Below are 25379 nucleotides of genomic sequence, written 5' to 3'. Positions count from 1 at the left end.
CGTCCTGTGTGACAAGCAGCGCGGCGGACGACAGGGACGCCGTCGCAAGGGTGAGGTTGCAACGAATCTGGCGCGAGAATAAATGAAGGCGCGTTTGAAGTTCGGGACAGCCCGGTCGTTTCTTCACGATACGGGGATGATCGGCATCGAATTCATCCTCCCGGTCGCGGTGCACAGATGATGGGAAGCGTGGCAGTCTCTCCGATCGACACCGACGATCCGTTCATTCCGATCCTCGACGATCCTTCGCCCGAGGCCGAGGTGCGCGGACCCTCGTGGAAGGTCGCGATCATCGATGACGACGCGGCCGTCCACGACGGCACGCGCTTCGCGCTTCAGCATTTCCGCCTCAACGGGCGCGGTCTCGACTTCATCTCCGCCCATTCGGCCGCCTCCGGCCGCACGCTCCTGCGCGAGCATCCGGACGTCGCCGTCATCCTCCTCGACGTGGTGATGGAGAGCGACGAGGCGGGGCTGGAGCTCGTCGACTATGTGCGCCGCGAGCTCGGCAACGAGACGGTCCGCATCATCCTGCGCACCGGCCAGCCGGGCCATGCGCCCGAGCAGCGCGTCGTCGTCGACTATGACATCAACGACTACAAGGCGAAGACCGAGCTGACGGCCGAGAAGCTGTTCACCACGATGACGGCCGCGCTGCGCAGCTTCGAGCAGCTCCAGAACCTCACCCGCACGCGCCAGGGGCTCGAGGTGATCATCGGCGCCTCGGCCGCCCTCCACGGCGCGCGCACCGTCGCGCAGATGGGGGAGGCGGCGATCGACCAGATCACGCGCCTCACGAACTCCGCGCCCTCCGGCCTTCTCCTCTCGGACGTGCAGGTCACCGGCGATATCAGCATCGTCGCGCGCAGCGGCCGTTATCGCGATGTCGCGGACCTTGCCGACCTCGAAGCGCGCTTTCCGGCGCTCGCACGGGCGGTGGAGGACGTGCTCGTGGAGCGCGCGACGCTCCTCATCCCCAACACCTGCGTCGCCTTGATCCCGAGCAGCAACCGCAATGTCGTGCTCGTCTTCGACATTGCGGGCGAGATCGCGGCCGCCGATTGCGCGCTCCTCGACGTGTTCTTCGCCCGCCTCGGCAGCGCCTTCGACAACGTGACCCTCTACGAGGCGCTCGAGGAGGCGAACACGGCGCTGGAGCGCAAGGTGTTCGAGCGCTCGGCGGAGCTGACGGCGACGAACCAGCGCCTCGAGGCGCAGACGGCGGAGCTGCGCCGGGTGAACGCGCTGAAGAACGAGCTTCTCGGCATCGTCGCGCACGAATTGAAGAACCCGCTCTCGGTGATCCTCGGCCGGGCCGAGATCCTCGGCGAGGTCTTGAAGCGGGCCGGTGTCGACCTGCCGCCCGCGACCGCCCAGCTCGGCGCGATCCGCGCGAGCGCGGACCGGCTGACTGCGATCATCGACGAGCGCCTCGCGGAGGTGCGGCAGGACGCGCCGGAGCTCACCATCCGTCCGCGCCTCTTCGATTTCGCCGACCTCGTGCGGCACGGCGTCGACGCGAACCGCGCGGCGGCTGAGCGCAAGGGGCAGACGCTCGACCTCACCGGCGCCGACACGCTCCTCGTGAAGGCCGACGAGGACCGCATCGCCGAGGCGGTCGACAACCTCCTCGGCAACGCCGTGAAATACAGCCCGATGGGCGGCACCATCACCGTGACGCTCGCGCATGAGGGCGGGGAAGCGGTGGTCAGGGTGGAGGACAGCGGGCCGGGGATCGCGGCGGCCGACCGCGACCGCCTCTTCCGCCCCTTCCAGCGCCTCTCGGCGACGCCGACCAACGGGGAGAGCTCGACCGGGCTCGGCCTCTACGGCGCGAAGCGGATCGTCGACCTCCATGGCGGGCGCATCGGGCTCCTGTCGACCGGCCCCGGCGGGGAGAGGGCGAAAGGCGGCAGCGTCTTCTTCCTGGCGCTCGCCCTCGCGGCGGACGAGACATGACGGACGCGGCGGGCGCGGTTCCCGTCCCCGAGCCGCCGCACGTCTTCGTGGTGGACGATGACGGGGAGACGCGTGCGATGCTCGGCGAATATCTCGCGGGGCAGGGGATGCGCGTCACCGAGCTCGATGGCGGGCCGGCATTGCGCGCCGCGATCGGCGAGGAGCTGCCCTCGATCGTCGTCCTCGACCTCAACATGCCGGGCGAGGACGGGCTGTCGCTGATCCGCTTCCTGAAGGCGAGCGGCGATGTGCCGGTGATCATGCTGACGGCGACGGCGAGCCTCGTCGACCGCGTGGTGGGGCTGGAGCTCGGCGCCGACGACTATCTCGCCAAGCCCTGCGAATTGCGCGAGCTTCTCGCCCGCATCCGCTCCGTCCTGCGCCGCGCCGCCGCGATGCCGGCGCAACCGGTCGCCGCCGCCCCGCCGGCCGTGCCCGTCGCGCCCGCCAGCGCCAACCGCACCGTGCGCTTCGGCACGAAGCATCTCGACCTCGACGCGCACATCCTCCTCGACGACGAGGGGATCGAGCACGCGCTGACGGCCTCCGAGTTCAGCCTCCTCAAGGCTTTCGCCGAGAACCCGCGCCGCGTCCTGTCGCGCGAGCGCCTCCTCGACCTTGCCCAGGCGCGCGACGCCGAGGCCTTCGACCGTGCCATCGACGTGCGCATCACCCGCATCCGCCGCAAGATCGAGCCCGAGCCCGCACGCCCGCGCATCATCAAGACCGTGCGCGGCGGCGGCTATGTCTTCACGCCCGACGCCTGATTGGCTTCCGCCCGTGTTTCGCGCGGCGCTGCGGGTTGAAACACGATTCGCCGCCGCACCGGGGCCGACAAAACACCGCTGAAACGTAGGCCTCCTACCTCCGGGACTTGAACCGGGGGTTGCGAGCCGGCGATGGCGAAAGCGAACGAACAGGGGATCGACACGGCGGGCGTCCGGCAGATGCGCCCGAGCGCCCGGCGTGCGCCGCGAACGCTCGATCTTCCGGCCGGCTGCGGATCACGCGCCGCGCCCGGTCCCGATTGGCGCCGCCAGCGCGACAAGGTCGCTGCCTTCGACGAGGCGGGCGGCGTGGCGTTCCTGGAGCGCGATGCGTTTTTGCCCTTCCGGCACCATCTGGAGCAGGGCCCCGGCAACGCCGCGGGTTTGGACTTCGATGGCGCCTGTTGCGGCGAGGGGAGGAAACCCGGATGGTGGCGTGTTCCGGCGTCTCGGGCGATGCGGCTCGTCCGCACCGCGGGGGCGACGGGTCTCGGCATCCGGCGGCACAGAATGCGGATTAGCCACAGCATATTCCTCGTTGCGGCGATCCCGATCGCGGCTGCGGCGGCGATCGCGGTCGCGGCGCTGCTCCTGCTCAACCAGGCCGACCGCGCGCGCAGCGGGGCGGTGATGGCGGGCTCCGTCTATCGCAGTGCCCTCGCGGCCTCGCAGGCGCGCGACGACTATCTCTCCGCCCAGCCCCACGAGCGTGGGCCGAGCGCCGACGCCTTCGCCGCGGCGACGCGCTCCGTCGCCGCCGACCTCGACGCGCTCGCCGCCTTCGTCAGCGATCCGCGCCACCAGGACGCGGTGAGCGATGCGGAGGGCGCGCTGCGCCTCCTCACCGAGCGGATGGACCGGCTCGTCGCCGTGACCGAGGCGAACGATGCGCGCCTTGCCGAGATGGAGGCGCGCGCCGCGCGCCTCGTCCGCCTCGCCGATGAGGCGCGGCGGCGCCAGCACATCTCGAACTCCGAACTCGCCGCTTCGCTCGGCAACAGCGACCAGCGCCTTCAGCGGGCCCGCCGCGTCGTCGACGACGCGCACGCCCTGCGCACGGTCACGAGCGACCTCGAGCGCCTGCGCCTCGGCGCCTCCGCCGACGCCTTCCCCGAGGCGCGGGTGCGGCTGGAGCTGTCGCGCCTTGCCCGTGCGGCGGAGGATCTCGGCATCAGCCTCGGCGAGGCGGGGGCGACGGAGGGGGCGACGACGCTCGACCGCCTCGTCACCGAGTATCGTCGTACGGTGGACACGGTGCTCGCCGAGGCGCAGGGGCGCGGCGCGCTCGCGGGCGCGGCCGCACAGCGCCTCATCAACTGGATCAACACGCTCGCCAAGACCAACAAGACCGAGAGCGACGCGCTGCAGGCGCAGGTCGCCGAACTCCTCACCTATTCGATCGAGGCGAGCGAGACCGATCAGGCGACGCAGAACATCGCGACCGAGATGCTGAAGGTCGCCGAGCAGACGAACCGCGCGCTCTCCGCGCGCGATTTCGCGGCGATCGGCTCGGCGACGGCCGCGAGCCGCCTCCTCAGCGAGCGCATCGCGACGCTGCCGATCTCCCCGTTGATCCAGACCGAGATGCTCGACGCCTCGACCGCCTGGCGCGAGGGCCTCGTCACGACCGCCGCCGACCTCGAGCGCCAGAGCCGCCTCGTCGCCGACATGGAGGCCGCGGGCACGACGATGCTCGATGCGGTGACCTCGCTGAACGACCTCCTCATCGAGCACGCCCAGACGATCTGGTCGCTGGTGCGCAACCTCCTGATCGCCGCGGCTGTCTTCGGCCTCATCCTCGCCGCGACCATGGGTTTCGCGGTGGCGCGCTCCATCACGCGCCCGCTGAGCCGCCTGCAACAGCAGATGCTCGGCCTCGTCGACGGCACCCACACCGGCGCGATCGCCGGGGCCGGCCGGCGCGACGAGCTCGGCGACATGGCGCGGGCGACGAATTATTTCGTCACCGAGCTGAAACAGCGCGAGGCGGCGACCGAGGCCGCGAAGGAGGCCGCCCACGCCGCGCTCGCCGACCTACAGCGCACCCAGGCGAACCTCATCCAGGCCGAGAAGCTCGCCTCGCTCGGCCAGCTCGTCGCCGGCGTCGCCCACGAGATCAACACCCCGCTCGGCGTCGCGCTGACGACGGCGACGACGATCGGGCCCGAGGTGGAGCGCTTCCGCGAGAGCACGAAGAGCGGCCAGCTCACCCGCTCCACGCTCGACCATTTCATCGACCGGATGGGCGAGGGGGCGCGGCTCCTGACGACGAACCTCCAGCGCGCGGCGAACCTCGTCCACAGCTTCAAGCAGGTCGCCGTCGACCAGGCGAGCGGCGACCGGCGCACCTTCCAGGCGGCCCAGTGGCTCGACGATCTCCTCGTCAGCCTCGGCCCCGTCCTGAAGAAGGCGGGCCACCGGCTCGAGGTCCACTGCGACGACGATTTCGAGATCGACGGCTATCCGGGCGCGCTCGCGCAGGTCCTCACGAACCTCATCGTCAACGCCGTATCCCATGCTTACGCTCCCGGCGCGCACGGAACGCTCCGCCTCTCCGTCGTCTCGCCGCGGCCGGACCGCTTCCAGATCGAGTTCGCCGATGATGGGCGCGGCATTCCGATCGAGCACCGCGGGCGCGTCTTCGACCCGTTCTTCACGACCGGGCGCAGCGCCGGCAACACCGGGCTCGGCCTCCACATCGTCTACAACCTCGTCACCGGGCGGCTCGGCGGGCGGATCTCGCTGTCGAGCACGGAAGGCGGCGGGACGACATTCGTGGTGGACCTGCCGCGCCGCGCGCCGGATGATCGAAACGATCCTGAAACATTGAAACTCGTGAGGGCCGCCGAATGACCCGTCACTTGCGCCTCGCCTGCGTGATGCTCGCGCTCCTCAGCGTTCCCGCGCGGGCCGACACGCTCGTCTTCTGCTCCGAGGGGATGCCGGAATCGCTGAGCCCGCACCTCGTCACCACGACGACCGGCATGAACGCCGCGCGGCAGATCTTCGACTATCTCGTCGACGTGAAGACCGGCACGACGCAGATCGTCCCCGCGATCGCGCAATCCTGGGAGATCTCGCCTGACGGCCTCGTCTACACCTTTCGCCTCAGAACCGACGTCGCCTTCCACGCCAACGAGAATTTCACGCCGACGCGGCTGATGAACGCCGACGACGTGCTCTTCTCCTTCAACCGCCAGCTCGACGCGTCCCACCCGTTCCACAAGGTGCCGGGTGAAAGCTTTCCCTATTTCGACGACACGGGGATGCCGGACCTTCTGAAGTCGGTCGAGAAGGTCGACGACCACACCGTGCGCATCACGCTGACGCGGCCGGACGCGACCTTCCTCGCGAACCTCGCGCTCCCCTTGAGCGCCATCATGTCGGCCGAATATGCCGACCTCCTCCTCAAGGAGAGCCGGCCGGAGCTCTTCGACATGGTGCCGATCGGCACCGGCCCCTTCGCCTTCATCGACAAGACGCAGGATGTCGCGATCCGCTATCGCGCCTTCGACGAGCACTGGCGCGGGCGGCCCTCGATCGACACGCTGGTCTTCTCCGTGACGCCCAATCCGAGCGTGCGCCTCACCAAGCTGACGGTCGGCGAATGCCAGATCATGGCCTTCCCCGATCCCGCCGACGCACCCGCGATCGAGGACAACCCCGACTTGGACCTCATGAAGCGCGAGGGCTACAATGTCGGCTATCTCGCCCTCAACGTGACCAAGAAGCCGTTCGACGATGTGCGCGTGCGCCGCGCGATCGCGATGGCGATCGACAAGCAGAGCATCATCGACGCGGTCTATCGCGGGGCGGGCGTCGCGGCGCACAACCCGCTGCCACCGGCCTCCTGGGCCTACAACGACGCGATTGCCGACTACGAGTACGACCCGGACGCCGCCTGGGCGCTGCTGGCGGACGCGGGCTACGGGGAGGGCTTCGAGACCGAGCTCTGGTACATCCCCGTCAGCCGCCCCTACAATCCGAACGGCAAGCGCATCGCGGAGATGATCGCGGCCGACCTCGACCGGATCGGCATCCGCGCGAACCTCGTCACCAAGGAGTGGAGCGAATACCGCACCTCCCTCCAGGACGGGGACCACATGGCGGCGCTCTATGGCTGGACCGGCGACAATCCGGATCCGGACAATTTCCTCAACATCCTTCTCGGCTGCCGCTCGGCCATCAAGGGCGGCAACAATGTCGCGAAATGGTGCGACCCGGAATATGACGCGCTCGTCACCGAGGCGACGCTCGTGACCGACGAGGCGAAGCGGGCCGAACTCTATCGCAAGGCGCAGGTGATCGCCCACGACCAGGCGCCCTGGGTGCCGCTCGCCCACTCGGTGGTGTTCATGGCGAAGCGCCACAATGTCGAGAATTTCGAGATGGATCCGCTCGACCGCCACCTCTTCAACAACGTCGTCTTGAGCGGCGCGAAGTAGGCTCCGGCCCCCCGGTCCCGCCCCTGTGGCGGGATCGTTCCGTTTTCAGAGAGATTTCGCGAAGAAACAAATTTTTCACGCCGCGACTTCGAGCCGAAACATCCAGACATTACCTCTGCGTCATCTCAATGGGGCACCTGTGCCCGGCGGGAGGGTGTGATGAACCAGGCTCGTGCAGAATCCCAGGCGATCGACCGGATGGCTGTGGTGAACGTCACCCGCCTTCCGACCCGCGAGATTCGCGCGATCCGCCACGAGGACGACGCGCCATGCGCCGTCGCCCCGCCCCAAGGGCGGGTGCAGCTCGCGAAGGACGTCGTCACGGTGCTCTTCGCCGACATCGAGGGGTTCACGCGCCTCAGCGAAGCGCTTCCGCTGGAGCGGACGGCCGCGGTGCTCTCCCAATATTATGACGCGCTCCTATCGGTCGCCGAGGCGACCAACGGCACGGTCGACCGCTTCATCGGCGACGGGGCGATGATCTACTGGGCGCGCGCCCGGCACGGCTCCGCCCACGCCGATCTCGCGCTCCAGAGCGTCGACCTCCTGCGCGAGGCGGTGCGCGGGCAGGCCATCAAGAATGGCGACCGGATCGCCTCGGGCCTGCCGCTGCGCGTCGGCGTCCACACCGGCGAGGTGATGATGGGGCAGATCGGCGAGGGGGCGATGGCGCTCACCCTCGTCGGCGATGTCGTCAACGTCGCCTTCCGCCTGCAGCAGGCCGCCAAGCGCCTGTCGCCGCGGGCCGACGATGCGGGCCTGCGCGGCTACGTCTCGCGCGAGACGATGCGCCATCTCACCGGCGATCGGCCGGGCGGGATGTACGAGACCTTGGTGCTGCCGGGGCGGCGTCGGGCCGCGATGGCGCAGCGCCTCTGACCTGTCGCCGGGCTGGCCCTATTCGCGGGGCGGCCCGGTTTCCAGAGCCCGCTGGGGGAGGGCGGCGGCGATCGATTGGACCGCTTCGCGGACCGCGATCGCCGTCAGCTCCGGCGCGGCGACCCTCAGCGCGGCGAGGGTCTTGTTCATCTCAGCAAGCGTCGTCTCGATCTCGGTGAGGGCCGCGTCCATGCGCGCCATGGAGGCGTCCGCCCGTCCGGCGGCGCTCTCGCGCATCGCGCCGAGATTCGCGCGCATCGCCTCCAGATCGCCCCGCAGCGTCGCGGGCTCGATGTCGAGCCGGGCGAGCACCGCGTCGGCGGCCGCCCCCGCGAGCCGGCTCCCCACATTCTCCACCCGCCCGAGGACGACGAGGGCGAGGACCGCCGCCACGATGACGAGGAGCGCCGTCGCGTTGATGGCGGCGACGAGGAGATCGCCCGGCAGGCGGCGGAGCTTTGCGCCGATTCGGCTGGGGAGCGGGCGGGTGGCGGGCGCGTCTGTCATCCTCGCGCTCTCCTTTGCGGTGGCGTCGGGCGGGGCGCCGCCTCCGCGATGTGGCGGAGCGACGCGGCGTGAAAGGATCGTTTCACACAACATGCCCGCACGCAGCCCGAAATCGCGCCGCCCCGGCCCGTCTCTGACGCCAAAGTGAGGGTATAGAGCGCCCCGCGCGATTGCCTCGCGCTCTGTTCTTCCCAAACTTCGAAGGCGGCGGGCGGCGTTTTTCGCCCGTCTTCGTGGTGTGGGGAGTTTTTCATGGTGCTGGCTCGATTGCGCGTCTCTGCGATGCTGTGCGTTCTGTTGGCGGCCGTGCCGGCGATGGCGGCGGACGACGCCGTGCCCATCGACGCGGACCCGCTCGCCGCCGTGCTCGATGCCGCGGAGGCGCTGGCACCGCTCGAAACGGTGAGCATCGCGGTGGAGGGCGAGGTGATCGCCGAGCGCGGCTATCGCGACCATCGGGTGACGTCGCCGACCAACATCAAGTCCGCCTCCAAGGCCGTGCTGTCGGCGCTCGTCGGGATCGCGATCGACAAGGGCGTCCTGGAGGGGACGGACCAGCCGGTCGCGGCCCTCCTCGAGGCCGACCTGCCGCGCGAGCCCGATCCCCGCATGGCGGACGTGACGGTCGGCCATCTCCTGTCGATGCAGGCGGGGCTCGGCTCCACCTCCGGCCCGAATTACGGCGCGTGGGTCGGCAGCCGGAACTGGGTCCGCGCCGCGCTCGCGCGCCCCTTCGAGGCGGACCCCGGCGGGCCGATGATCTACTCGACCGGCTCCAGCCACCTCCTGTCGGCGATTCTGACGCGGGCGACGGGGCGCTCGACCCTCTCGCTCGCCAACGAATGGCTGGGGCCGCTGGAAGGCTTCGCGATCGCCGGGTGGGACCGCGATCCGCAGGGGATCTACATGGGCGGCAACCAGATGGCGATGAGCCCGCGCGCGCTCCTCGCTTTCGGCGAGCTTTACCGCCTCGGCGGCGTCACGCCGTCCGGGGAGCGGCTCCTGTCGGCCGAATGGATCGAAGAATCCTGGGCGCGGCGCACGCGCTCGCGCTTCTCCGGCGACGGGTACGGCTATGGCTGGTTCCTGCGCCGGATCGGTGGTGAGGACGTGCGCTTCGCCTGGGGCTTCGGCGGCCAGATGCTCTATATCGTGCCGGCGCGGGGGCTGACGGTCGCAATGACCTCGGACGCGAACATGCCGTCCGCCCGGACAGGCCACCGCGACGACCTCCACCGCCTCCTCGCCGACATCATCGCCGCGCTGCCCCCGGCCGTCGCGGCCGAGCCCGACGCCGCGCCCGATGCCGCATCAGACGCCGAAGGGCAGGAGGCCGCGCTCGGGGCGCAGGAGGCGGCGGTGCGCCTTGCCGGCGACACCCCGCCCGCGGAGGCCGCGAGCGAGGGTCTTTGACGAGCCCAATCAGCTCTCGATGAAGGCGAGCAGGTCGTTGTTGATGATGTCGGGGTGGGTCGTGCACATCCCGTGCGGCAGGCCCTCATAGACCTTCAGCGTGCCGTGCTTCAGGAGCTTGATCGATTCCAGCGCCGAAGCGCCGATCGGCACGATCTGGTCATCGTCCCCGTGCATCACGTAGACCGGGACGTTGATCGCCTTCAGGTCCTCGGTGAAGTCGGTCTCCGAGAAAGCCTTGATGCAATCATATTGCGCCTTGGCCCCGCCCATCATGCCCTGGCGCCACCAGTTGCGGATGACGCCCTCGGACGGGCTCGCACCCGGCCGGTTGTAGCCGTAGAAGGGGCCGGTCGGCACGTCGAGATAAAGCTGGGCGCGGTTCGCGATGTAGGCCTCGCGATAGCCGTTGAAGACCTCGATCGGCAGGCCGCCGGGGTTCGCGTCGGTCTTCACCATCAACGGCGGCACGGCGCCGATGATCGTCGCCTTCGCGACGCGCCCCTCGCCATATTTCGCGACATAGCGGGTGACCTCGCCGCCGCCGGTGGAGTGGCCGACATGGATCGCGTCGCGCAGGTCGAGCGCCTCGGCGAGCGCGGCGACGTCGGCCGCGTAGGTGTCCATCTCGTTCCCGTCCATGGTCTGGGTGGAGCGGCCGTGTCCGCGCCGGTCGTGCGCGATGACGCGATATCCCCGGAGGAGGAAGAACATCATCTGCGCGTCCCAGTCATCGGCGGAGAGGGGCCAGCCGTGATGGAACACGATCGGCCGTCCCGACCCCAAGTCCTTGTAGAAGATCTTCACTCCGTCACGCGTGGTCACTGTGTCCATGAATGTATTCCCGGAGTTCGAGGCGATGGGAGCAGCGTTCGTCTGCTGTCGTTACGAATAGGCTCGGCCGGAGCGATTGGAAAGATGCCCGCACGGCACCGTGATCGCGCCGCCGGCCCACACGCGCACGCCGCCGCGCCATGGGCTGGACAGCACGCGATCTGGGTCATATGATCTTGTCAAGACGGTCATTTGGACCATATTATGACCATGGAGGATGGTGCCATGGAGAAGGTGCTTCGCAAACGCGCGTCGGCCGACATGCGCCAGGTCGCGCTGAAGGCCGTCGCCGCCATCACCGACGCGTGGTCGCTCACGGTGAAGGAGGCGGCCGGGCTCGTCGACATGTCCGAATCCACCTGGAAGCGCGCCCGCCAGCCGGGCTTCTCCGGGGACCTCACGCACGACCAGATGCTGCGCCTCAGCGCGATCGTCGGCCTCTATAAGGGGCTGGAGCTCTATTTCGGGCCGCAGATCGCGCGACGCTGGGTCAAGCTGCCGAACGAGGGGCCGGAGTTCGCCGGCCAGCGCCCGCTCGACGCGATGACGGGCGGCGGCCTGCCGAAGATCATCCGCGTGCGCACCTATGTCGACGCGCTGCGAGGTGGGGCTTGAGGCTTACCGCCATCAGCGACCGTGGCCTCGTGCGGCTCATCCCGGCGACCTACCACAAGCCCCCGGTCCTGCGCGGCCTCGTCGACACGGACGAGGAGGCCGCGCTCCTCGCCGAGATCGAGGGGATGACGAGCGCGCGCCTCATCGCCGAGCGCGAGGGGACGGCCGCGCTCGACCGGCGCGAGCTCGTCTTCGCCCGCCGCGCGGTCGACCTCCAGGTCTACGGCCAGACCCACATCAACGCCGCCTTCGCCTACACGCGCCCGACCGGCAACCGCTTCAACAGCGGCGACCGGGGCGCGTGGTATGCGAGCTATCACACGCTGACCTCCGCCGAGGAGGTCGGCTACCACCGCACGCGCGAGCTTTCCTTCATCGGCATCTTCGAGGACGAGGCGCGCTATGTGGAGCTCCTCGCCGACTTCATCGGCAGCTTCCCCGACCTTGAAGAGGAGGCGGGGATCGCGGCGCTCGATCCCGATCCCGACATCGGCTACCCCGCCGGCCAGAGCCTCGCCGCGCATCTGCGGCGCGAGGGGCACCGGGGGCTCCTCTACCCGTCCGTCCGGCAGAAGGGCGGACGCTGCTTCGTGGCCTTCGACCCCGGCATCGTCCAGAACGTGCGGCCGGGGGCGACGTGGTCCTTCGTGTGGAGCGGGTCGCCCGCCTTCACGCTCGCCGCGGTCTAGACCCGGCTCGTCTCTACGGCGGGGCGCAGGCGCGGCAGCGCGGGCGGGGCGTAGAGCCAGGCGGCGCCGAGCCGGTCCGCCCCGGCCTTCACCGCCATCGCGATGAGGATCGCGAGCCCCACCACCACCGGAACGCCCCAATAGCGCAGGAGCGGCAGCCCGCCCGCATAGGTCGCGAAGAGCGCTGCCAGCGCGGCGACGATCATGACGTGCGCGACATAGATCGGCAGCGTGTTGCGGCCGAGATAGGTCAGAACCGCCCGTGTGGGCAGGAAGGCTGCGAGCGCCATCGATGCGGCGGCGCCGAGCGCGAGCCCGGCGAAGGAGAGGGCGAGCCGCGCCGCGCCGAACGCGAGGCCCTCGACAGTAGCGAGCGCGAGGGTGAGGGCGGCGAAGAGGACGGCGCCGGCGAGGCCGCTCTTCACCGGATGGCGCGTGATCGCGGCGACGAGGTGCTCTCCATACCAGGCGCCGCCGAGGAAGAAAGGCGCGTACCAGAAGAGGTTGCGTTGGGTGAACGCGTCGAACTCGACTATGCCGGCGAAGGCGAGGAGGGCGGCGATGAGCGCGAGCGGGAAGACGATGTGGCGGACCCTGTAGGCGAGGTTCGCGATCGCGAAGAAGATCGCGAGCGCCCACAGGAACCAGATCCCGGTGTTGGGCGCGATCCAGGCCGACAGGAGCTCGGCGTAGGTGCTCCCTTCCTCGGGCGTCACGATGTTCTCCTGGAGCGCGCCGAAATAGAACCAGCGGATCAGCGTCCACAGGGCGAAGAGGTAGAGAAACATCTCAACGCGCGCCCCGACGCGCTCGGAGAAGCCGCGCCGCACGGCGCTCGCGGCGAGAAGCCCGGAGATCGCGAAGAAGAGGGGCATCCGAATGGGTGCGAACAGCGTGTTGAGCTGCTCGTATCCGTAAGATGCGAGGTCGTATTCGCGCATATAGAGCGTCGCGTGCAGCATCACGACGAGGAGAATGGATGTCCCCTTGGCGACATCCAGCCAGGAGATACGTTCCGTTTTCGCCATGTCGGTCCAGCCACATCTCGGATGGCACCCATTGGACGCGCATCCGGCGGGCCGGTCTTCACCATATGTTAGATGCGGCGGAAGGGGTGGCGCCGGCGGCCGCGCCGCGCTTCACTCGGGACGGACGGAATGGGGGAGACCATGATGAAGCCTTGTCTTGCGGGCGTGCTCGTCGCGGCGGCACTTGCGGGGCCCGCCATGGCGCAGAGCTTCGATTGCGCCGCGGCCGCCACGGCGGACGAGAAGGCGATCTGCCAGTCCGGCGCGCTCTCCGCGCTCGATGACGAGATGGCCGCGCTGTTCCAGGACATCGAATCGCACGCGATGATGGGCGTCTCCGGCGAGACGCGTGACAGCCAGCGCGCCTTCCTCACCGAGCGCGCGGCGTGCGGGGCGAACGATGCCTGCCTCACGAAGCTCTACCACGCCCGCATCGCCGAACTCACCGCGACGAAGAAGGCGGTGGGGCAGGGCGCGGCCCAATAGGGCGCCTACTGGTCGAACTCGAAGATCAGGATTTCGTGGTCGCCCTGGTCGCGCACCGCGACGCGGTCGGCCCGGCCGCGCAACAGGTGCTGCTGGATCGCCGCGATATAGGCGTCGATGTCATCGATGAGGTGAAGGTCGAGCGCGGGGGCGAAGCGGGCGGGCTCGATGCGCGGCTTTCGCAGCGCGGTGGGGATCTTGATGCTGAGCTTTACCGCGTCCTCCGTCGCCGAATAGCGGATGAGGATGTGCGAGTCGGCGCCGGCGGTGGGGTGGAGCGTGTCGAACATCTCGTCGATCGTCGCCTCGGCGCGGAACTGGGCGTCGGCCGAGACGCCCATCTCGCGCGCGGCGGCGCGGGCGAACTCCAGCGCGGCCGGCCGGTCCGTCACCCCGAAGCGCTCGGTGACGACGGGCGTGCGGCGGCCGCTGAGCGCGATCTTCACGATCAGCGCGACGGTGATCGCGATGGTGAGGTCCGACTGGGTGAGGGTCTGGGCGAAGGCCGGCAGGCCGTCGAACTCGGTGAGGAAGCGCTCGCGCGAGAGGGCCGCGAGCAGAGCGAGGCCGACCACCATGATGCGCTTGTTGTTCAGGGCGCGCGAGGCGATCACCGCCATGCCGTTGACCATGATGTAGGCGGCCGAGAACATCAGCACCGGCCCGAAGATCTGCGGCGGCACGAGGAGGCCGAAGCCGCAGACCGCCGGGATCATGCCGAGCACGATCATGACGATCCCGATCGCGACGCAGACGCTGCGGGACATGACGCCCGCCGCCGCCGCGAGGCCGACGCTGCCGGAGAAGGTGTTCGGCCCCAGCGAGCCGAGGATGCCGGAGATGGCGGTGGACATCCCGTCCGCGATGATGCCGCGCGAGACCTGGCCATATTCGGGCCGCCGCCAGGTGCGCGAGGCGGTCTTCTGCGCGGTCGTCACGTCACCGGCGGCGCGCAGCGCGCAGGCGAGGCCCGCGAGCGCGAAGACCGGCGCCAGCGAGAGGTCGAAGGTCGGGATCGGCAGGAGCGGGTGCGGCGGGTGAAAGAAGGGGAGGTCCTTCAGCGCGCGCACGTCGTCGTGGCCGATATAGCCGAGCGTCGCGGAAAGGGTGATGCCGAAGATGAGGCCGATGAGGGCGGCAAGGCTCTTGAGGCGGCCGGGCGCATAGACCGCGCACAGCACCATCACGGCAAGGATGGCGAAGCCGATCCAGGGCGGGGCATGGTCGGATGGGATCCCCGGAGGAGCGGCGATGCCGAGCGTGAGGCGCAGCCCCACCATGCCGAGGAGGATCCCGATGATGAGGATGACGAGGCCCGCGATCTCGACCGAGATGAAGTGGCGGAGCCGCCGGATCGAGAAGCCGACGAGGATCTCCACCACCGCCGCGAAGAGGAGCATCCCCGAGATGAGGGGGACGCCGCCCGTCTCCGCCGCGATCAGGATGCCGGGCATGTAGGCGGCGGTGAAGGTCGTGGGCACCAGGAGGCCGGAGCCGAACCAGCGCGTGCGGCAGGCCTGGAGCAGCGAGCCGATGCCGAGGACGACGAGAGCGAGGGCGATATAATTCTGCTCGTCGATCACCGAGCCGCCGAGCTTCTGGAGCACGATGACCGGGAAGGCGATGTTGATCGCCATCAGCACCCCGGCGTGCTGCGCGGTGTTGCTGATGAGGATTCCGGGTGGCGGGATGTCTGACGGGCCGTAGAGCTTCGGCAGTTGCGACATCAACTCCCCCCAGCGCCTTTTTCTTCGGCGTTCTGACCGCACGCGGAGCTTTTCACGTCCGCACACGCGTGACCAGAGATTGGAGCGATATCGAGCGCGCGGAGGCATAATTTCTCGCGCACCATGGCGTTCGCGACCGCGCGCCGTCGCGGGCGTGCCGAAAACCGTTTGCAAATCGCCAAGAAATCCGGCGCCGAGGGCGGGCGCGATTGTCCACAGCCGCCGTTGACCGGTGGCCGGCGCCGCTCCAGACCATGGCGCCCACCTCCCGCCCGCGCCCGCCGCCCCGGCGCGAGGCCCCCATCCCCGCCGCGACCCATGAAAGGACCGAGGCATGAGCGAGATCCCCATGCCCCCCGTCGTGTCGTCCTTCGAGACGCTGACCCTCGAGCGACCCGCGCCGCACGTCCTCCTCGTGACGCTCGACCGGCAGGAGGCGCGCAATGCGCTCAACACGCGGATGGGCCTCGACCTGATGACGCTCTTCGAGCAGTTCCAGGTGACGGCGGGCGACACGCGCGCGATTGTCCTCACCGGGCGGGGCGACAAGGCCTTCTGCGCCGGCGGCGACCTCAAGGAGCGCCGCTCGATGTCGGACGAGACGTGGACGGTCCAGCACAAGATCTTCGAGCGCATGTCGCGCGCGATCCACGCCTCGCCGCTTCCGGTGATCGCGGCCGTCAACGGCGCGGCCTATGGCGGCGGGTGCGAGATCGCGGCCGCGTGCGACTTCATCTACGCCGCCGCGAGCGCCCGCTTCGCTCTGACGGAGGTGACGCTCGGCATCATGCCGGGGATCGGCGGGACGCAGCATGTAGCGCGCGCGATCGGCGCGCGGCGGGCGAAGGAGCTCCTCCTCACCGGCACGCCCTTCGGCGCGGAGGAGGGCGAGCGGTGGGGCCTCGTGAACCGTGTTTGCGCGGACGACGCGCTGGTGTCCGAGGCGCTCGCCACCGCCGGCCGGATCGCCGCGAACGCACCGATCGCGGTGCGCCAGATCAAGCAGTCGGTCAGCCGCGGCCTCGACATGAGCGTGTGGGACGGCCTCGCCTTCGAGATCGAGGCCTACAACAGGATGGTCCCGACCGAGGACCGCCATGAGGGCGTGAACGCCTTCAACGAGAAGCGCCCGCCGCAATTCAAGGGCCGCTGAGGCGTCCCAACCGCGCCGATCCTGCCGATTGCCGCCCGCGAGGCGTCGCCTGCGTGAAGCCGGCGGCGCGACGGCACGCGGCCGCTGCATTCAACAAAGGCTGAAGTTCGCTGATTTCGTGGACAATTCACGGCAGGATAGTATTCCGGCGATCTGAATAAATGCCAGAATTAATTTTATTCAGGCAACATCTAGACACGATCACACCAAGACCAAACCTACATTACAAAGAGGACAGATAGAAACGAGGGACGAATTTTCGGCGCACGCCCCGCAATCGAAGGCAGGTCGGTGACTATGACTGAGGTCGTCACTTCTCTGAGCTTGAGCGAGCCGTATTTCGACCGTATCCGCAAGACGATCCTGTTCGCGGACGTCGCGGAGTCTGTCCGCCTGATGGATGAGGACGAGGAGGGGACCGTCGCGCGCTGGCTGGCGTTGCAGCGCTTCGTGGAAACGGAGGTCGCGCCCACCCTCGGCGGCCGAATGGTCAAGCGCCTCGGCGACGGGCTGATGCTGGAATTCGACGATGCCGTCGCCGCCGTCCGCGCCGCGCACGCCTGCCTCGTGGAGGCCGAGCGCAGCAATGCCGGGGTTCCATGCGACGGGCGGCTGATGCTGCGGATCGGGGTGCATAGCGGCGAAGTCCTCTCGATCGACAACGACATCTTCGGCCGTGACGTGAACGTCGCCTCCCGCATCATGACGCTCGCGCGCCCCGGCGAGCTCGTCGTCACCGGCGAGATCCGGAACGTCATCGAGGACCATATAGACTTCGACTATTCCGACCTCGGCCCCTGCCATCTGCGCCATATCAGCGAGCCGGTCCGCGTCTATCGCCTCTCGCCGCCGGGCACGCTCCCCCGCCTTCGCCCGCTCCTCGACGAGGCGGACCTCCTCCCCACCATCGCCGTCATCCCCTTCCGCACCGGCGGGCCGGACGTGCGCGGCATCGGCGAGATGCTCGCGGAGGAGTTCATCGTCGCCCTCAGCCAGAGCAATTCGCTGAACGTCACCTCGCGCCTGTCGACGAGCGCGGTGAAATCGTGGGACGCGACGCTCGCGCGGATCGGCGAGGCGCTGAACGCGAATTTCGTCCTCTCCGGCTGCTTCTCCGGCGAGCCGGACCGCCTCACGCTCGACCTGGAGCTTGCCGAGGTGCGCACCGGGCGCGTCCTCTGGGGCACGCGGATCACCGAATCCTTCTCAGGCCTCGTCAACGACCAGAACACGATCGACGCGCTCGTGTGGGAGGTGCAGGCGACCATCGCGCGCGCCGAGGTGCGCCGCGCGCGCTCCACCGCGCCGCCGACGCTCGACAGCTACGCGCTGCTGACGGCCGCGACCGCGCTGATGCACCGCCCGTCCGAGCGCGATTTCGCCCTCGCCGAGCGCCTCCTGCGCACGCTGATGGAGCGCGCCTCGGACCTGCCGGTGGCGATGGCGGCGATGGCGCGCTGGCATGTGCTGCGCGTGCAGCAGGGCTGGAGCGATTCGCCCGCGCGCGACGGCCAGGAAGCGCTGCGCCTCACCGAGGACGCGCTTTCGATCGACCCGGACAATGTGCGCGCGCTCGTCTCGGAGGGCTTCGTCCTCACCAACCTCATCCACCAGCTCGACGAGGCGCTGATCCGCTATGACAGCGCGCTCGAACTCTGCCCCAACGAGCCGATGGGCCGCCTACTGCGCGGCACGCTCCACGCCTTTCGCGGGGAGGGGGCGCTCGCGGTGCGCGACACGGAGCGCGCGCTTCACCTCACCCCGCGCGACCCGCAGCGCTATTTCTACGAGTCGCTCGCCGCCTCAGCCTGCATCGCGGCCGGCGACAATGCGCGCGCCCTCTCCCTCGCCAAGCAGTCGCTGCGGGCGAACCGGGGCCACACCTCCACGATGCGCGTGAAGGCGGTGGCGGAACTGCGCCTCGGGGACGGGGCGGCGGCGCGCGCCACGATGCGGGAACTCCTGCGCCAGCAGCCGGGCCTCACGGTCTCGAGCTGGCTGAAGACGGCGGCGAGCGCGGCCTATCCGGTCGGGCAGGCCTTCGCGCGATCCTTGGCGGAGGCCGGGCTGCCGAACTGACGGACTCTCCACTGATTGAAACCAGAAACGGGGGACGCGGTGATGACTTTGGCAAGCGGATCGGGACCGGAAGGTGGCTTCGGCGGCTTTGGCGGGTTCGGGGGTTTTGGCGGCTTCGGAGGCTTCGGAGGCTTCGGCGGCTTCGGGGGATTTGGCGGGTTCGGAGGCTTTGGCGGGTTCGGAGGGCTCGGCGGTTTCGGCGGCGGTGCGCTCGACACCCCGCTCGTCTCCGGCGCGCTGATCACGACGCGCGACGGGATCGTGGACGCCTGGCAGCCGGTGACCACCCCGATCACGCAGACGACGCAGAACGACCCCGACTCGCTCGCCCGCCTGTCGCTCCCCGCCCGCTCGGCGCTCTTCGCATTCGAGGTCGCCTCCAAGCTCGGCTTCACCTTCGGGACGACGGGGGCGGGGGAAGCGGTGCTGTGGCACGTCCAGGCGGTGCCGGACGACAACCCGGCCCCGCACCCGCCCTACCGGCGGCTCGTCACCATGACGCGGCCCACGGACGCGATCTTCCGCGCGCAGCTCAACCTCATCGCGGCCTACGCGCCGCAGCGCCAGGACCGGGCGGCGGAGATCCTCGCGCAACTCTCCTCCGAGACCGAGTTCTTCCGCGCGATCAACTATCTGAACCCCGCCCGCACGCCCCACACGCTGGAGCTTCTGTCGGTCGGCTACGCGCTCGCCGTGATGGCGGAGGGGCGCATGAAGTTCGCGCTCGCCTGCAAGCGGCCGATCGAGATGTCGCCGCAGATCCAGCCGATGGTCTACACCCCGACCCACGGCTCGCTCCCGAGCGGTCACGCGACCGAATCCTTCCTCATCGCCCGTGTGCTGCGCCGCCTCTTCCTCGACGCGGGGACGGGGCCCTATGGGGGCGAACCCTGGGGCGAGATGCTGATGCGTCAGGCCGCGCGCATCGCGATCAACCGCACCGTCGCGGGCGTCCATTTCCCCGTCGACAGCATGGCGGGCGCGATGCTCGGCCTCACCCTCGCCGACTATTTCGTCGCCCGCTGCACCGGGCAGAACCAGGCGACGCAGGCGACCTTCACCGGCGCGAACGTCGAAGGCACGCAGGACTTCTCCTGGCGCGCCCTCTACTCCGTCTCGGGCGAGGCGCAGACGGGCGCGGTGAACGCGCTCGGGAACCCCTATGTCGGCGTCGCGCCCGTGACGCTCGACACCGATTCCATGGAATCCCCGCTTCTCGAATGGCTCTGGGACAGGGCGCGGGACGAGTGGGTGAACATCTGAGCACGCAGCCGCAACGGGGAGAGGCGTCATGACTCTCAGCTGGACCGACCCGCAGCCGATCGGCGTCGCGGACGCCGCGGCGCGCTTCCGCCTCGACGGTCTCAGCCGCTACGATCGGGGCGATGATCCGGGGCCGTGGCGCTACGCGATCATCGACCTTGCCGACCGGGCGGCGGGCGACCCGATCGACGAGTTGAACCTGCGCATGGACCAGAATTCGGACCTTGCCCAGTCGCTCATCATCCCGCGCATGTACCGCGAGAAACAGCGGGCAAGCTGGGGGGCGACGCGGTCCTATCCGGTCTATGTGCGGCGCGGCATCCTCGACCATCTGGAGGGGGTGCTCGAGGGGGTCGTGGCTCGGCTGCGCTGCGTCGCGGGGATCGTCCCCGACCGCCGCCTCACCGACGAGACGAAGCCCGGCGAGGCGCTGGGGCCGGACATCATGGTGCCGGCGGAGACGGTGCTGACGGGGATCATCGACAACGGCATCGCCTTCGCGTCGGACGCCTTCATGGAGGCCGGCCAGACGCGCATCGCGCAATGCTGGATCATGGACGCGCCGGCTCCGCCGATGAGCCCGGTGTCGCAGGGCCGGCTCATCGAGCAGGGCGAGATCCAGACCCTCCTCAACGCCCACACCCGCGCCGGCCTCCTCGACGAGGCGGGGTTCTATCGCGAGGCGGGCCTCATCGACATGGCCGAGCCCGGCTTCAAGCCGGCCGCGATGCGCCTCTCGCACGGGACCCACGTCGCCTCGCTCGCCGCCGGGTTCACAGGTCCTCTCCCGTCGCGCCCGGTCCTGTGCGCGGAGCTGCCGACGCCGGCGACGGGGGATGTCGGCAGCGAGGATCTCGTCGCCGCGATCCTGATGGCGCTCGACCATATTCTCGTCCAGTCGACCCGCTTCAAGCGTCCCGACGGCAAGCGGCCGCCGCTCGCCCTCGTCCTCTCCTACGGCAATTTCGCCGGGCCGCACGACGGGACGGGCGCGATGGAGACCCACCTCGCGACGCGGCTGGCGCAGGAATTGGCCGATGGGATGACGACGCGGCTGGTGCTCCCGGCCGGCAACGGCAATCTCAGCCGCTGCCACGCGAGCCTCGGCTTCGCGGGGACGAACACGCGCACGCTCCGCTGGGCACTGCCGCCGGACGACCGGACATTGAGCACGGTCGAGATCCGCACCCCGGCTCTGGCGCAGGCCGATGTGCCGGGCGCGGTGCGCGTGAGCCTCCGCCCCTATGGCGGCCCGCCGAGCCCGGTGCTGGGTGGCGCGGTCGGGCTCGCGACCGCGCTGAAGGACGATGGCGGCAACACCATCGCGACCTTCTCCTTCGATCTCGGGCCGGCGAAGGAAAGCGGCGTCTTCACCATCACCACCGCGCCGACGGAGAATCTCGCGAACCCCGCCGGCCTCGCCGCGCCGGGGGAATGGCTGATCCACGTCGAACGGGGCACGCTCCCGGCGACCAGGAAGGTCGAGGCCTGGATCGAGCGGGACGAGACGCTGCGGGGCTTTCCGCGCGAGGGCCGCCAGTCCCGCTTCGTCGACGAGCACTACGCGACGCACGACGCGCGCGGCGCGCCGAAGGACACCGACGACGTGCCGCCCAATCCGGAGGGTCTCGTGTGGCGGACCGGGACCCTCAGCGGCTTCGCGACGGGCGTGCGCAACGACACCGTCGTCATCGGCGCCTATGTCGAGAGCGACGGCTTACCCTCGCTCTACAGCGCGCACGGGCCGGGGATCGCGCGGCTCGATCCGGCACTTTCGGTGCGGGAGGGGCCTGACGCCGTGGAGGTGGGGGACGATTCGCCCGTCCGGCGCGGCATCTTCGGGGCGGGCTCGCGGCGTGGTTCGATCGTGCGCCTGAGCGGAACGAGCGTCGCCGCGCCGCAGACGACGCGGCTCATCGCCGACAAGCTCGCCGCGGATCCGGCCTTCGGGCAGCTGCAGGTCCACACTCAGGCGAGCAGCGACGACCCGGCCCCGCCCGTCCCGAAAAAGCGGGTGGGGCGGGGGCGGCTCAAGCGGCGTTTGCGGATCGGCGGGGTGCCGAACACCGAGCTCTGACCGGCGCTATTCCTTCACCGCGCCGGTCATCGAGGAGACGTAGTGCTCCACGAAGAAGGAGTAGAGGATCGCGACCGGCAGCGAGCCCATCAGCGCGCCCGCCATCAGCGAGCCCCAGTGATAGACGTCGCCCTCCACGAGCTCGGTGATGACGCCGACCGGCACCGTCTTGTTCTCCGATGAGGAGATGAAGGTCAGCGCGTAGATGAACTCGTTCCATGAGAGCGTGAAGGCGAAGATGCCGGCCGATATGAGGCCCGGTATCGAGAGCGGCAGCAGGATCTTCACGAGGATCTGGAGCCGCGTCGCCCCGTCGATCAGCGCGCATTCCTCGAGCTCGTACGGGATCGAGCGGAAGTAGCCCATCAACAGCCACGTGCAGAACGGGATGAGGAAGGTCGGGTAGGTGAGGATCAGCGCGAACGGCGTGTCGAAGAGGCCGTAATTGAAGACGATGAGCGCCAGCGGGATGAACAGGATCGAGGGCGGCACAAGGTAGGCGAGGAAGATCGCCATGCCGGTGAGGCGCGCGCCGCGGAAGCGCAGGCGCTCGATCGCGTAGGCCGCGCACACCGCGCAGACGAGCGACAGGAAGGTCGCGACCACCGAGACGAGCACGGTGTTCCACAACCAGATCGGATAGCTCGTCTCGAAGAAGAGCTTGTGGAAGTTCGCGAGCGTCGGGTGGGCGACCCAGAACGGGCTGAAATTGTCGTAGTCGTAGAGCTCTTCGTTCGATTTCAGCGTCGTGATCGTCATCCAGTAGAACGGGAAGAGGAGGACGATCAGGAACACCACGATCGGGATGTAGACCGTGACGACGCGGCGCGGCAGCGACATCAGATAGTCGGTGCTGGCGCCCTCGGGCTCCGATTTCGGGTTCTGCTTGCCCCACTTCCAGAAGCGGGCCGAGGTCTCGGTGAGGCGTTCTTCTTCGCTGACAGCCATGGTCGCCTCCTTAGTCCGAACCGCCCTGCTGCCAGCGGCGACGCTGCAGGCCGAAATAGCTGAAGAGGATCGCCGCGAGCAGGAAGGGAATCATGGCGACGGCGATCGCCGCACCCTCGCCGAGCTGGCCGCCGGGAATGGCGCGCTGGAAGGAGAGGGTGGCCATGAGGTGGGTCGCGTTGAGCGGGCCGCCGCGCGTCAGGACGTAGATGAGCTGGAAGTCGGTGAAGGTGAAGAGCACCGAGAAGGTCATCACGACCGCGATGATGGGCGTCAGCATCGGGAAGGTCACGTAGCGGAAGCGCTGCCAGGGCGAGGCCCCGTCGATCACCGCCGCCTCGTAGAGGGATTGGGGGATCGTCTGGAGGCCCGCGAGGAGCGTGATCGCGACGAACGGGATGCCGCGCCAGATGTTGGCGGCGATGACGCTCGCCCGCGCGTTCGCCGGGTCTCCCAAGAAGTCGATATATTCGTCGATGATGCCGAGTTTGATCAGCGACCAGGAGATGATCGAGAACTGCGCGTCATAGATCCACCAGAAGGCGATGGCGGAAAGCACCGTCGGCACGATCCAGGGCAGGAGCACGATCGCGCGCAGCAGCGCCTTGAACGGCAGGTGGTGGTTGAGGAGCAGCGCGAGCCAAAGGCCGAGGGCGAATTTGATGATGCTCGCGCTCACCGTGTAGAGGACGGTGTTGAAGACGGCGAGCCAGAAAACCGGGTCGTCGAACAGCCAGCGATAATTCTCAAGACCGATGAACTGCCCCGAGCGCCCGATGCGCGCGTCGGTGAAGCCGAGCCAGACGCCGAGCCCCAGCGGGTAGGCGAGGAAGAGCAGCAGCACCGTCGCGGCGGGCAGCATGAACCACAGGCTCATGAGGCCCTTGCTCTGGGACAGGCGGCTCATGCGTCCGGGCTTGTGCGCTGACGCTGCCACGCGGGGCTGATCGACGTCGACGGCCATTCTGGCTCCTTCGGATCAAGTGACGGCGGGCGTTGAGGCGCCAGCCGCTGGCGGCGGCCGGGCGTCCCGGCCCGGCTGTCCCTTCGCCGCGATGGGCCGAAGGGACGGACGGCGGCGCCGGGCGTCAGGCCCTCGCCGCCGCTTGCCTTGACCCGCGGCCTCTGAGGAGAGGCCGCGGAATGGGTCGCCGGTCAGACGCGGTAGTAGCGCTCGGCGCGGCGGGCGGCGTAGTCGGCCGCTTCCTTCGGCGAGCGCTCGCCGGCGGCGGCCTGCGCGAACATGTCGACGACGATGTAGTCGGCCATGGCGGCGGCGGAGGCGTAGCCGAGCTCGCCCGAGAAGCCGTTCCACAGCATGTTCTTCACGCAGTCGCGGTAGGGGAGGGATTTCGGCACCTCGGTCCACACCCGGTTCTCCGCGTAGGCGGCGAGGGGGTGGGCGATGTAGCCGGTCGCAGCGAGCTGCCAGGGCTCGTACTGCTCCTTCTCCCACATGAAGCGCAGATATTCCTTCGCCGCATTCGGGTACTTCGAGTATTTGAAGACCATCGCCTGGGTGAAGAGGTGCAGCTCGGTCGGCTTGCCGACGGGGCCGACCGGCATGTCGGCGTGGTAGATGTCTTCCGCCATCGCCTGCAGCGCCGGGTCGGGCGAGTTCTTCGCCGCGTACCAGATCGAGATGCCGTTGTTGGTCGCGCCGAGGTCGCCCGCGAGGAAGACCTTGTTGTTGTTCGGGTCGAGCCAGGACAGCGTGCCGGGGATGAAGCTGTCGTAGAGCTCCTTCACATATTCCAGCGCGTCGACCGTCTCCTGGCTGGAGAGGACGACGGTGTTGTTCTCGTCGACCATCTTGCCGCCGAAGCCCCACAGGATGGTGTGGAGCCAGCCGTTGGCGTCGCCGACGCCATGGCCGAGCGCCATGCCGAGCGGGTGGCCGTTGGCCTTCAGCTTCTTCGCGATGTCGAGGACCTGCTGATAGTCGGTCGGGAAGGTCTCGAAGCCGGCGTCCTGCACCCACTTCTGGCGGTAGACCATGCGCGCGCCGGAGGCACCGAGCGGCAGGCCGATCCACTCGCCGTCACGCATGCCGTAGGTCTTGGCCGCGTCGTACCAGCCGCCATACTTGTTGCCGAGATAGTCGGCGAGGTCGGTCAGCGGGAGGAGCTTGTCCGGGTACTGGTGCGGGTCGTCGAACCAGCCGAGGATGATGTCGGGGCCGGAGCCGATATTGGCGGCCACCGCCGCCTTCGGGCGCACGTCTTCCCAGGATTCGTTGTCGATGCGGACCGGAACACCCGTCACCTCGGTGAACTTCTTGGTGTTGGCGATCCACATGTCCTCGTCGCCCTGGACGAACTTCGACCAGCGCAGGAGACGCAGTTCTGCGCCAGGCTCCGGCTCGAACGACATCGTGTCCTGGGCGAACGGGCTTCGGACACCCAAGAGCTGGCTGCCGGCAGCGCCCGCTGCCACGGCCGAGGATGTCTGCAAAAACCGGCGTCTGGTGAAACTCATAGTCTCCTCCCTTAAATGGCGGCCGGTCTTTG

The 25379-nt window shown here is 69.1% G+C and carries 20 protein-coding genes; 13 read left to right on the top strand and 7 right to left on the bottom strand.

Annotated elements, in window-relative coordinates; translation table 11 throughout:
* Positions 1-189: 189 nt before the first annotated feature.
* The 5 genes from DBV35_RS17385 (at position 190) to DBV35_RS17365 (ending at position 8050) form a co-directional block, all read left to right on the top strand.
* Complete coding sequence (locus tag DBV35_RS17385) at positions 190-1959, top strand: sensor histidine kinase (RefSeq protein ID WP_170134966.1); 1770 nt, start codon at positions 190-192, stop codon at positions 1957-1959.
* Positions 1956-2726 (top strand): response regulator, encoded by a 771-nt coding sequence (locus DBV35_RS17380; protein ID WP_108661566.1) that lies wholly within the window; start codon positions 1956-1958, stop codon positions 2724-2726. The genes DBV35_RS17385 and DBV35_RS17380 overlap by 4 nt, the downstream gene beginning before the upstream one ends.
* A gap of 510 nt (positions 2727-3236) precedes the next feature.
* Entirely contained in the window at positions 3237-5579 is a 2343-nt protein-coding gene (locus DBV35_RS17375) for a sensor histidine kinase (protein ID WP_157961816.1), read from the top strand.
* Complete coding sequence (locus DBV35_RS17370; RefSeq protein ID WP_108661564.1) at positions 5576-7171, top strand: ABC transporter substrate-binding protein; 1596 nt, start codon at positions 5576-5578, stop codon at positions 7169-7171. The genes DBV35_RS17375 and DBV35_RS17370 overlap by 4 nt, the downstream gene beginning before the upstream one ends.
* Positions 7172-7330: 159 nt before the next feature.
* Positions 7331-8050 (top strand): adenylate/guanylate cyclase domain-containing protein, encoded by a 720-nt coding sequence (locus DBV35_RS17365; protein ID WP_108661563.1) that lies wholly within the window; start codon positions 7331-7333, stop codon positions 8048-8050.
* A gap of 18 nt (positions 8051-8068) precedes the next feature.
* On the opposite strand, the gene DBV35_RS17360 is transcribed toward DBV35_RS17365, so the two are convergent.
* Positions 8069-8557, bottom strand: a complete 489-nt coding sequence (locus DBV35_RS17360; protein ID WP_108661562.1) for a hypothetical protein — start codon at positions 8555-8557, stop codon at positions 8069-8071.
* Positions 8558-8809: 252 nt separating this feature from the next.
* Here DBV35_RS17360 and DBV35_RS17355 point away from each other — a divergent pair, with 252 nt between their 5' ends.
* Entirely contained in the window at positions 8810-9970 is a 1161-nt protein-coding gene (locus DBV35_RS17355; protein ID WP_211099994.1) for a serine hydrolase domain-containing protein, read from the top strand.
* A gap of 9 nt (positions 9971-9979) precedes the next feature.
* Here DBV35_RS17355 and DBV35_RS17350 read toward each other — a convergent pair whose 3' ends face one another.
* Complete coding sequence (locus tag DBV35_RS17350; RefSeq protein ID WP_108661560.1) at positions 9980-10804, bottom strand: alpha/beta fold hydrolase; 825 nt, start codon at positions 10802-10804, stop codon at positions 9980-9982.
* Between the two features lie 225 nt (positions 10805-11029).
* On the opposite strand from DBV35_RS17350, the gene DBV35_RS17345 reads away from it, so the two are divergent.
* Together DBV35_RS17345 and DBV35_RS17340 are read left to right on the top strand one after the other, a co-directional pair.
* On the top strand, positions 11030-11419 hold the full coding sequence (locus tag DBV35_RS17345; protein ID WP_108661559.1) for an MbcA/ParS/Xre antitoxin family protein: 390 nt from the start codon (positions 11030-11032) through the stop codon (positions 11417-11419).
* On the top strand, positions 11416-12108 hold the full coding sequence (locus tag DBV35_RS17340) for an RES family NAD+ phosphorylase (RefSeq protein WP_108661558.1): 693 nt from the start codon (positions 11416-11418) through the stop codon (positions 12106-12108). The genes DBV35_RS17345 and DBV35_RS17340 overlap by 4 nt, the downstream gene beginning before the upstream one ends.
* Here DBV35_RS17340 and DBV35_RS17335 read toward each other — a convergent pair.
* Positions 12105-13136 carry an acyltransferase family protein gene (locus DBV35_RS17335; RefSeq protein WP_108661557.1) on the bottom strand — a complete coding sequence of 344 codons (1032 nt, stop codon included), beginning with the start codon at positions 13134-13136 and terminating at the stop codon, positions 12105-12107. The two genes, DBV35_RS17340 and DBV35_RS17335, sit on opposite strands and share 4 nt — an antisense overlap.
* Positions 13137-13280: 144 nt before the next feature.
* Between DBV35_RS17335 and DBV35_RS17330 the strand changes: the two genes are divergently transcribed.
* Complete coding sequence (locus tag DBV35_RS17330) at positions 13281-13622, top strand: lysozyme inhibitor LprI family protein (protein ID WP_108661988.1); 342 nt, start codon at positions 13281-13283, stop codon at positions 13620-13622.
* 5 nt (positions 13623-13627) lie between these two features.
* Here DBV35_RS17330 and DBV35_RS17325 read toward each other — a convergent pair whose 3' ends face one another.
* Positions 13628-15349: a solute carrier family 23 protein gene (locus tag DBV35_RS17325; RefSeq protein WP_170134965.1), complete on the bottom strand. Its 1722-nt coding sequence runs from the start codon at positions 15347-15349 to the stop codon at positions 13628-13630.
* Positions 15350-15683: 334 nt separating this feature from the next.
* Here DBV35_RS17325 and DBV35_RS17320 point away from each other — a divergent pair, with 334 nt between their 5' ends.
* The 4 genes from DBV35_RS17320 (at position 15684) to DBV35_RS17305 (ending at position 21921) form a co-directional block, all read left to right on the top strand.
* Positions 15684-16502, top strand: a complete 819-nt coding sequence (locus DBV35_RS17320; RefSeq protein ID WP_108661555.1) for an enoyl-CoA hydratase/isomerase family protein — start codon at positions 15684-15686, stop codon at positions 16500-16502.
* A 297-nt stretch (positions 16503-16799) separates the two neighbouring features.
* On the top strand, positions 16800-18581 hold the full coding sequence (locus tag DBV35_RS17315; RefSeq protein ID WP_108661554.1) for an adenylate/guanylate cyclase domain-containing protein: 1782 nt from the start codon (positions 16800-16802) through the stop codon (positions 18579-18581).
* 42 nt (positions 18582-18623) lie between these two features.
* Positions 18624-19844, top strand: a complete 1221-nt coding sequence (locus DBV35_RS17310) for a phosphatase PAP2 family protein (protein WP_157961815.1) — start codon at positions 18624-18626, stop codon at positions 19842-19844.
* Between the two features lie 28 nt (positions 19845-19872).
* Entirely contained in the window at positions 19873-21921 is a 2049-nt protein-coding gene (locus DBV35_RS17305) for a S8/S53 family peptidase (RefSeq protein ID WP_108661552.1), read from the top strand.
* 6 nt (positions 21922-21927) lie between these two features.
* On the opposite strand, the gene DBV35_RS17300 is transcribed toward DBV35_RS17305, so the two are convergent.
* From DBV35_RS17300 to DBV35_RS17290, 3 genes are all read right to left on the bottom strand, one after another.
* Entirely contained in the window at positions 21928-22761 is an 834-nt protein-coding gene (locus DBV35_RS17300; protein WP_245943995.1) for a carbohydrate ABC transporter permease, read from the bottom strand.
* A gap of 118 nt (positions 22762-22879) precedes the next feature.
* Positions 22880-23776 carry a carbohydrate ABC transporter permease gene (locus tag DBV35_RS17295; RefSeq protein ID WP_205648715.1) on the bottom strand — a complete coding sequence of 299 codons (897 nt, stop codon included), beginning with the start codon at positions 23774-23776 and terminating at the stop codon, positions 22880-22882.
* Between the two features lie 248 nt (positions 23777-24024).
* Positions 24025-25347 carry an ABC transporter substrate-binding protein gene (locus tag DBV35_RS17290; RefSeq protein WP_108661549.1) on the bottom strand — a complete coding sequence of 441 codons (1323 nt, stop codon included), beginning with the start codon at positions 25345-25347 and terminating at the stop codon, positions 24025-24027.
* Positions 25348-25379: the final 32 nt, after the last annotated feature.

The organism is Acuticoccus kandeliae, from assembly GCF_003073115.1.
The sequence above is the reverse complement of the archived record's forward strand: the minus strand, read 5'-3'. Positions and strand labels throughout refer to the sequence as shown.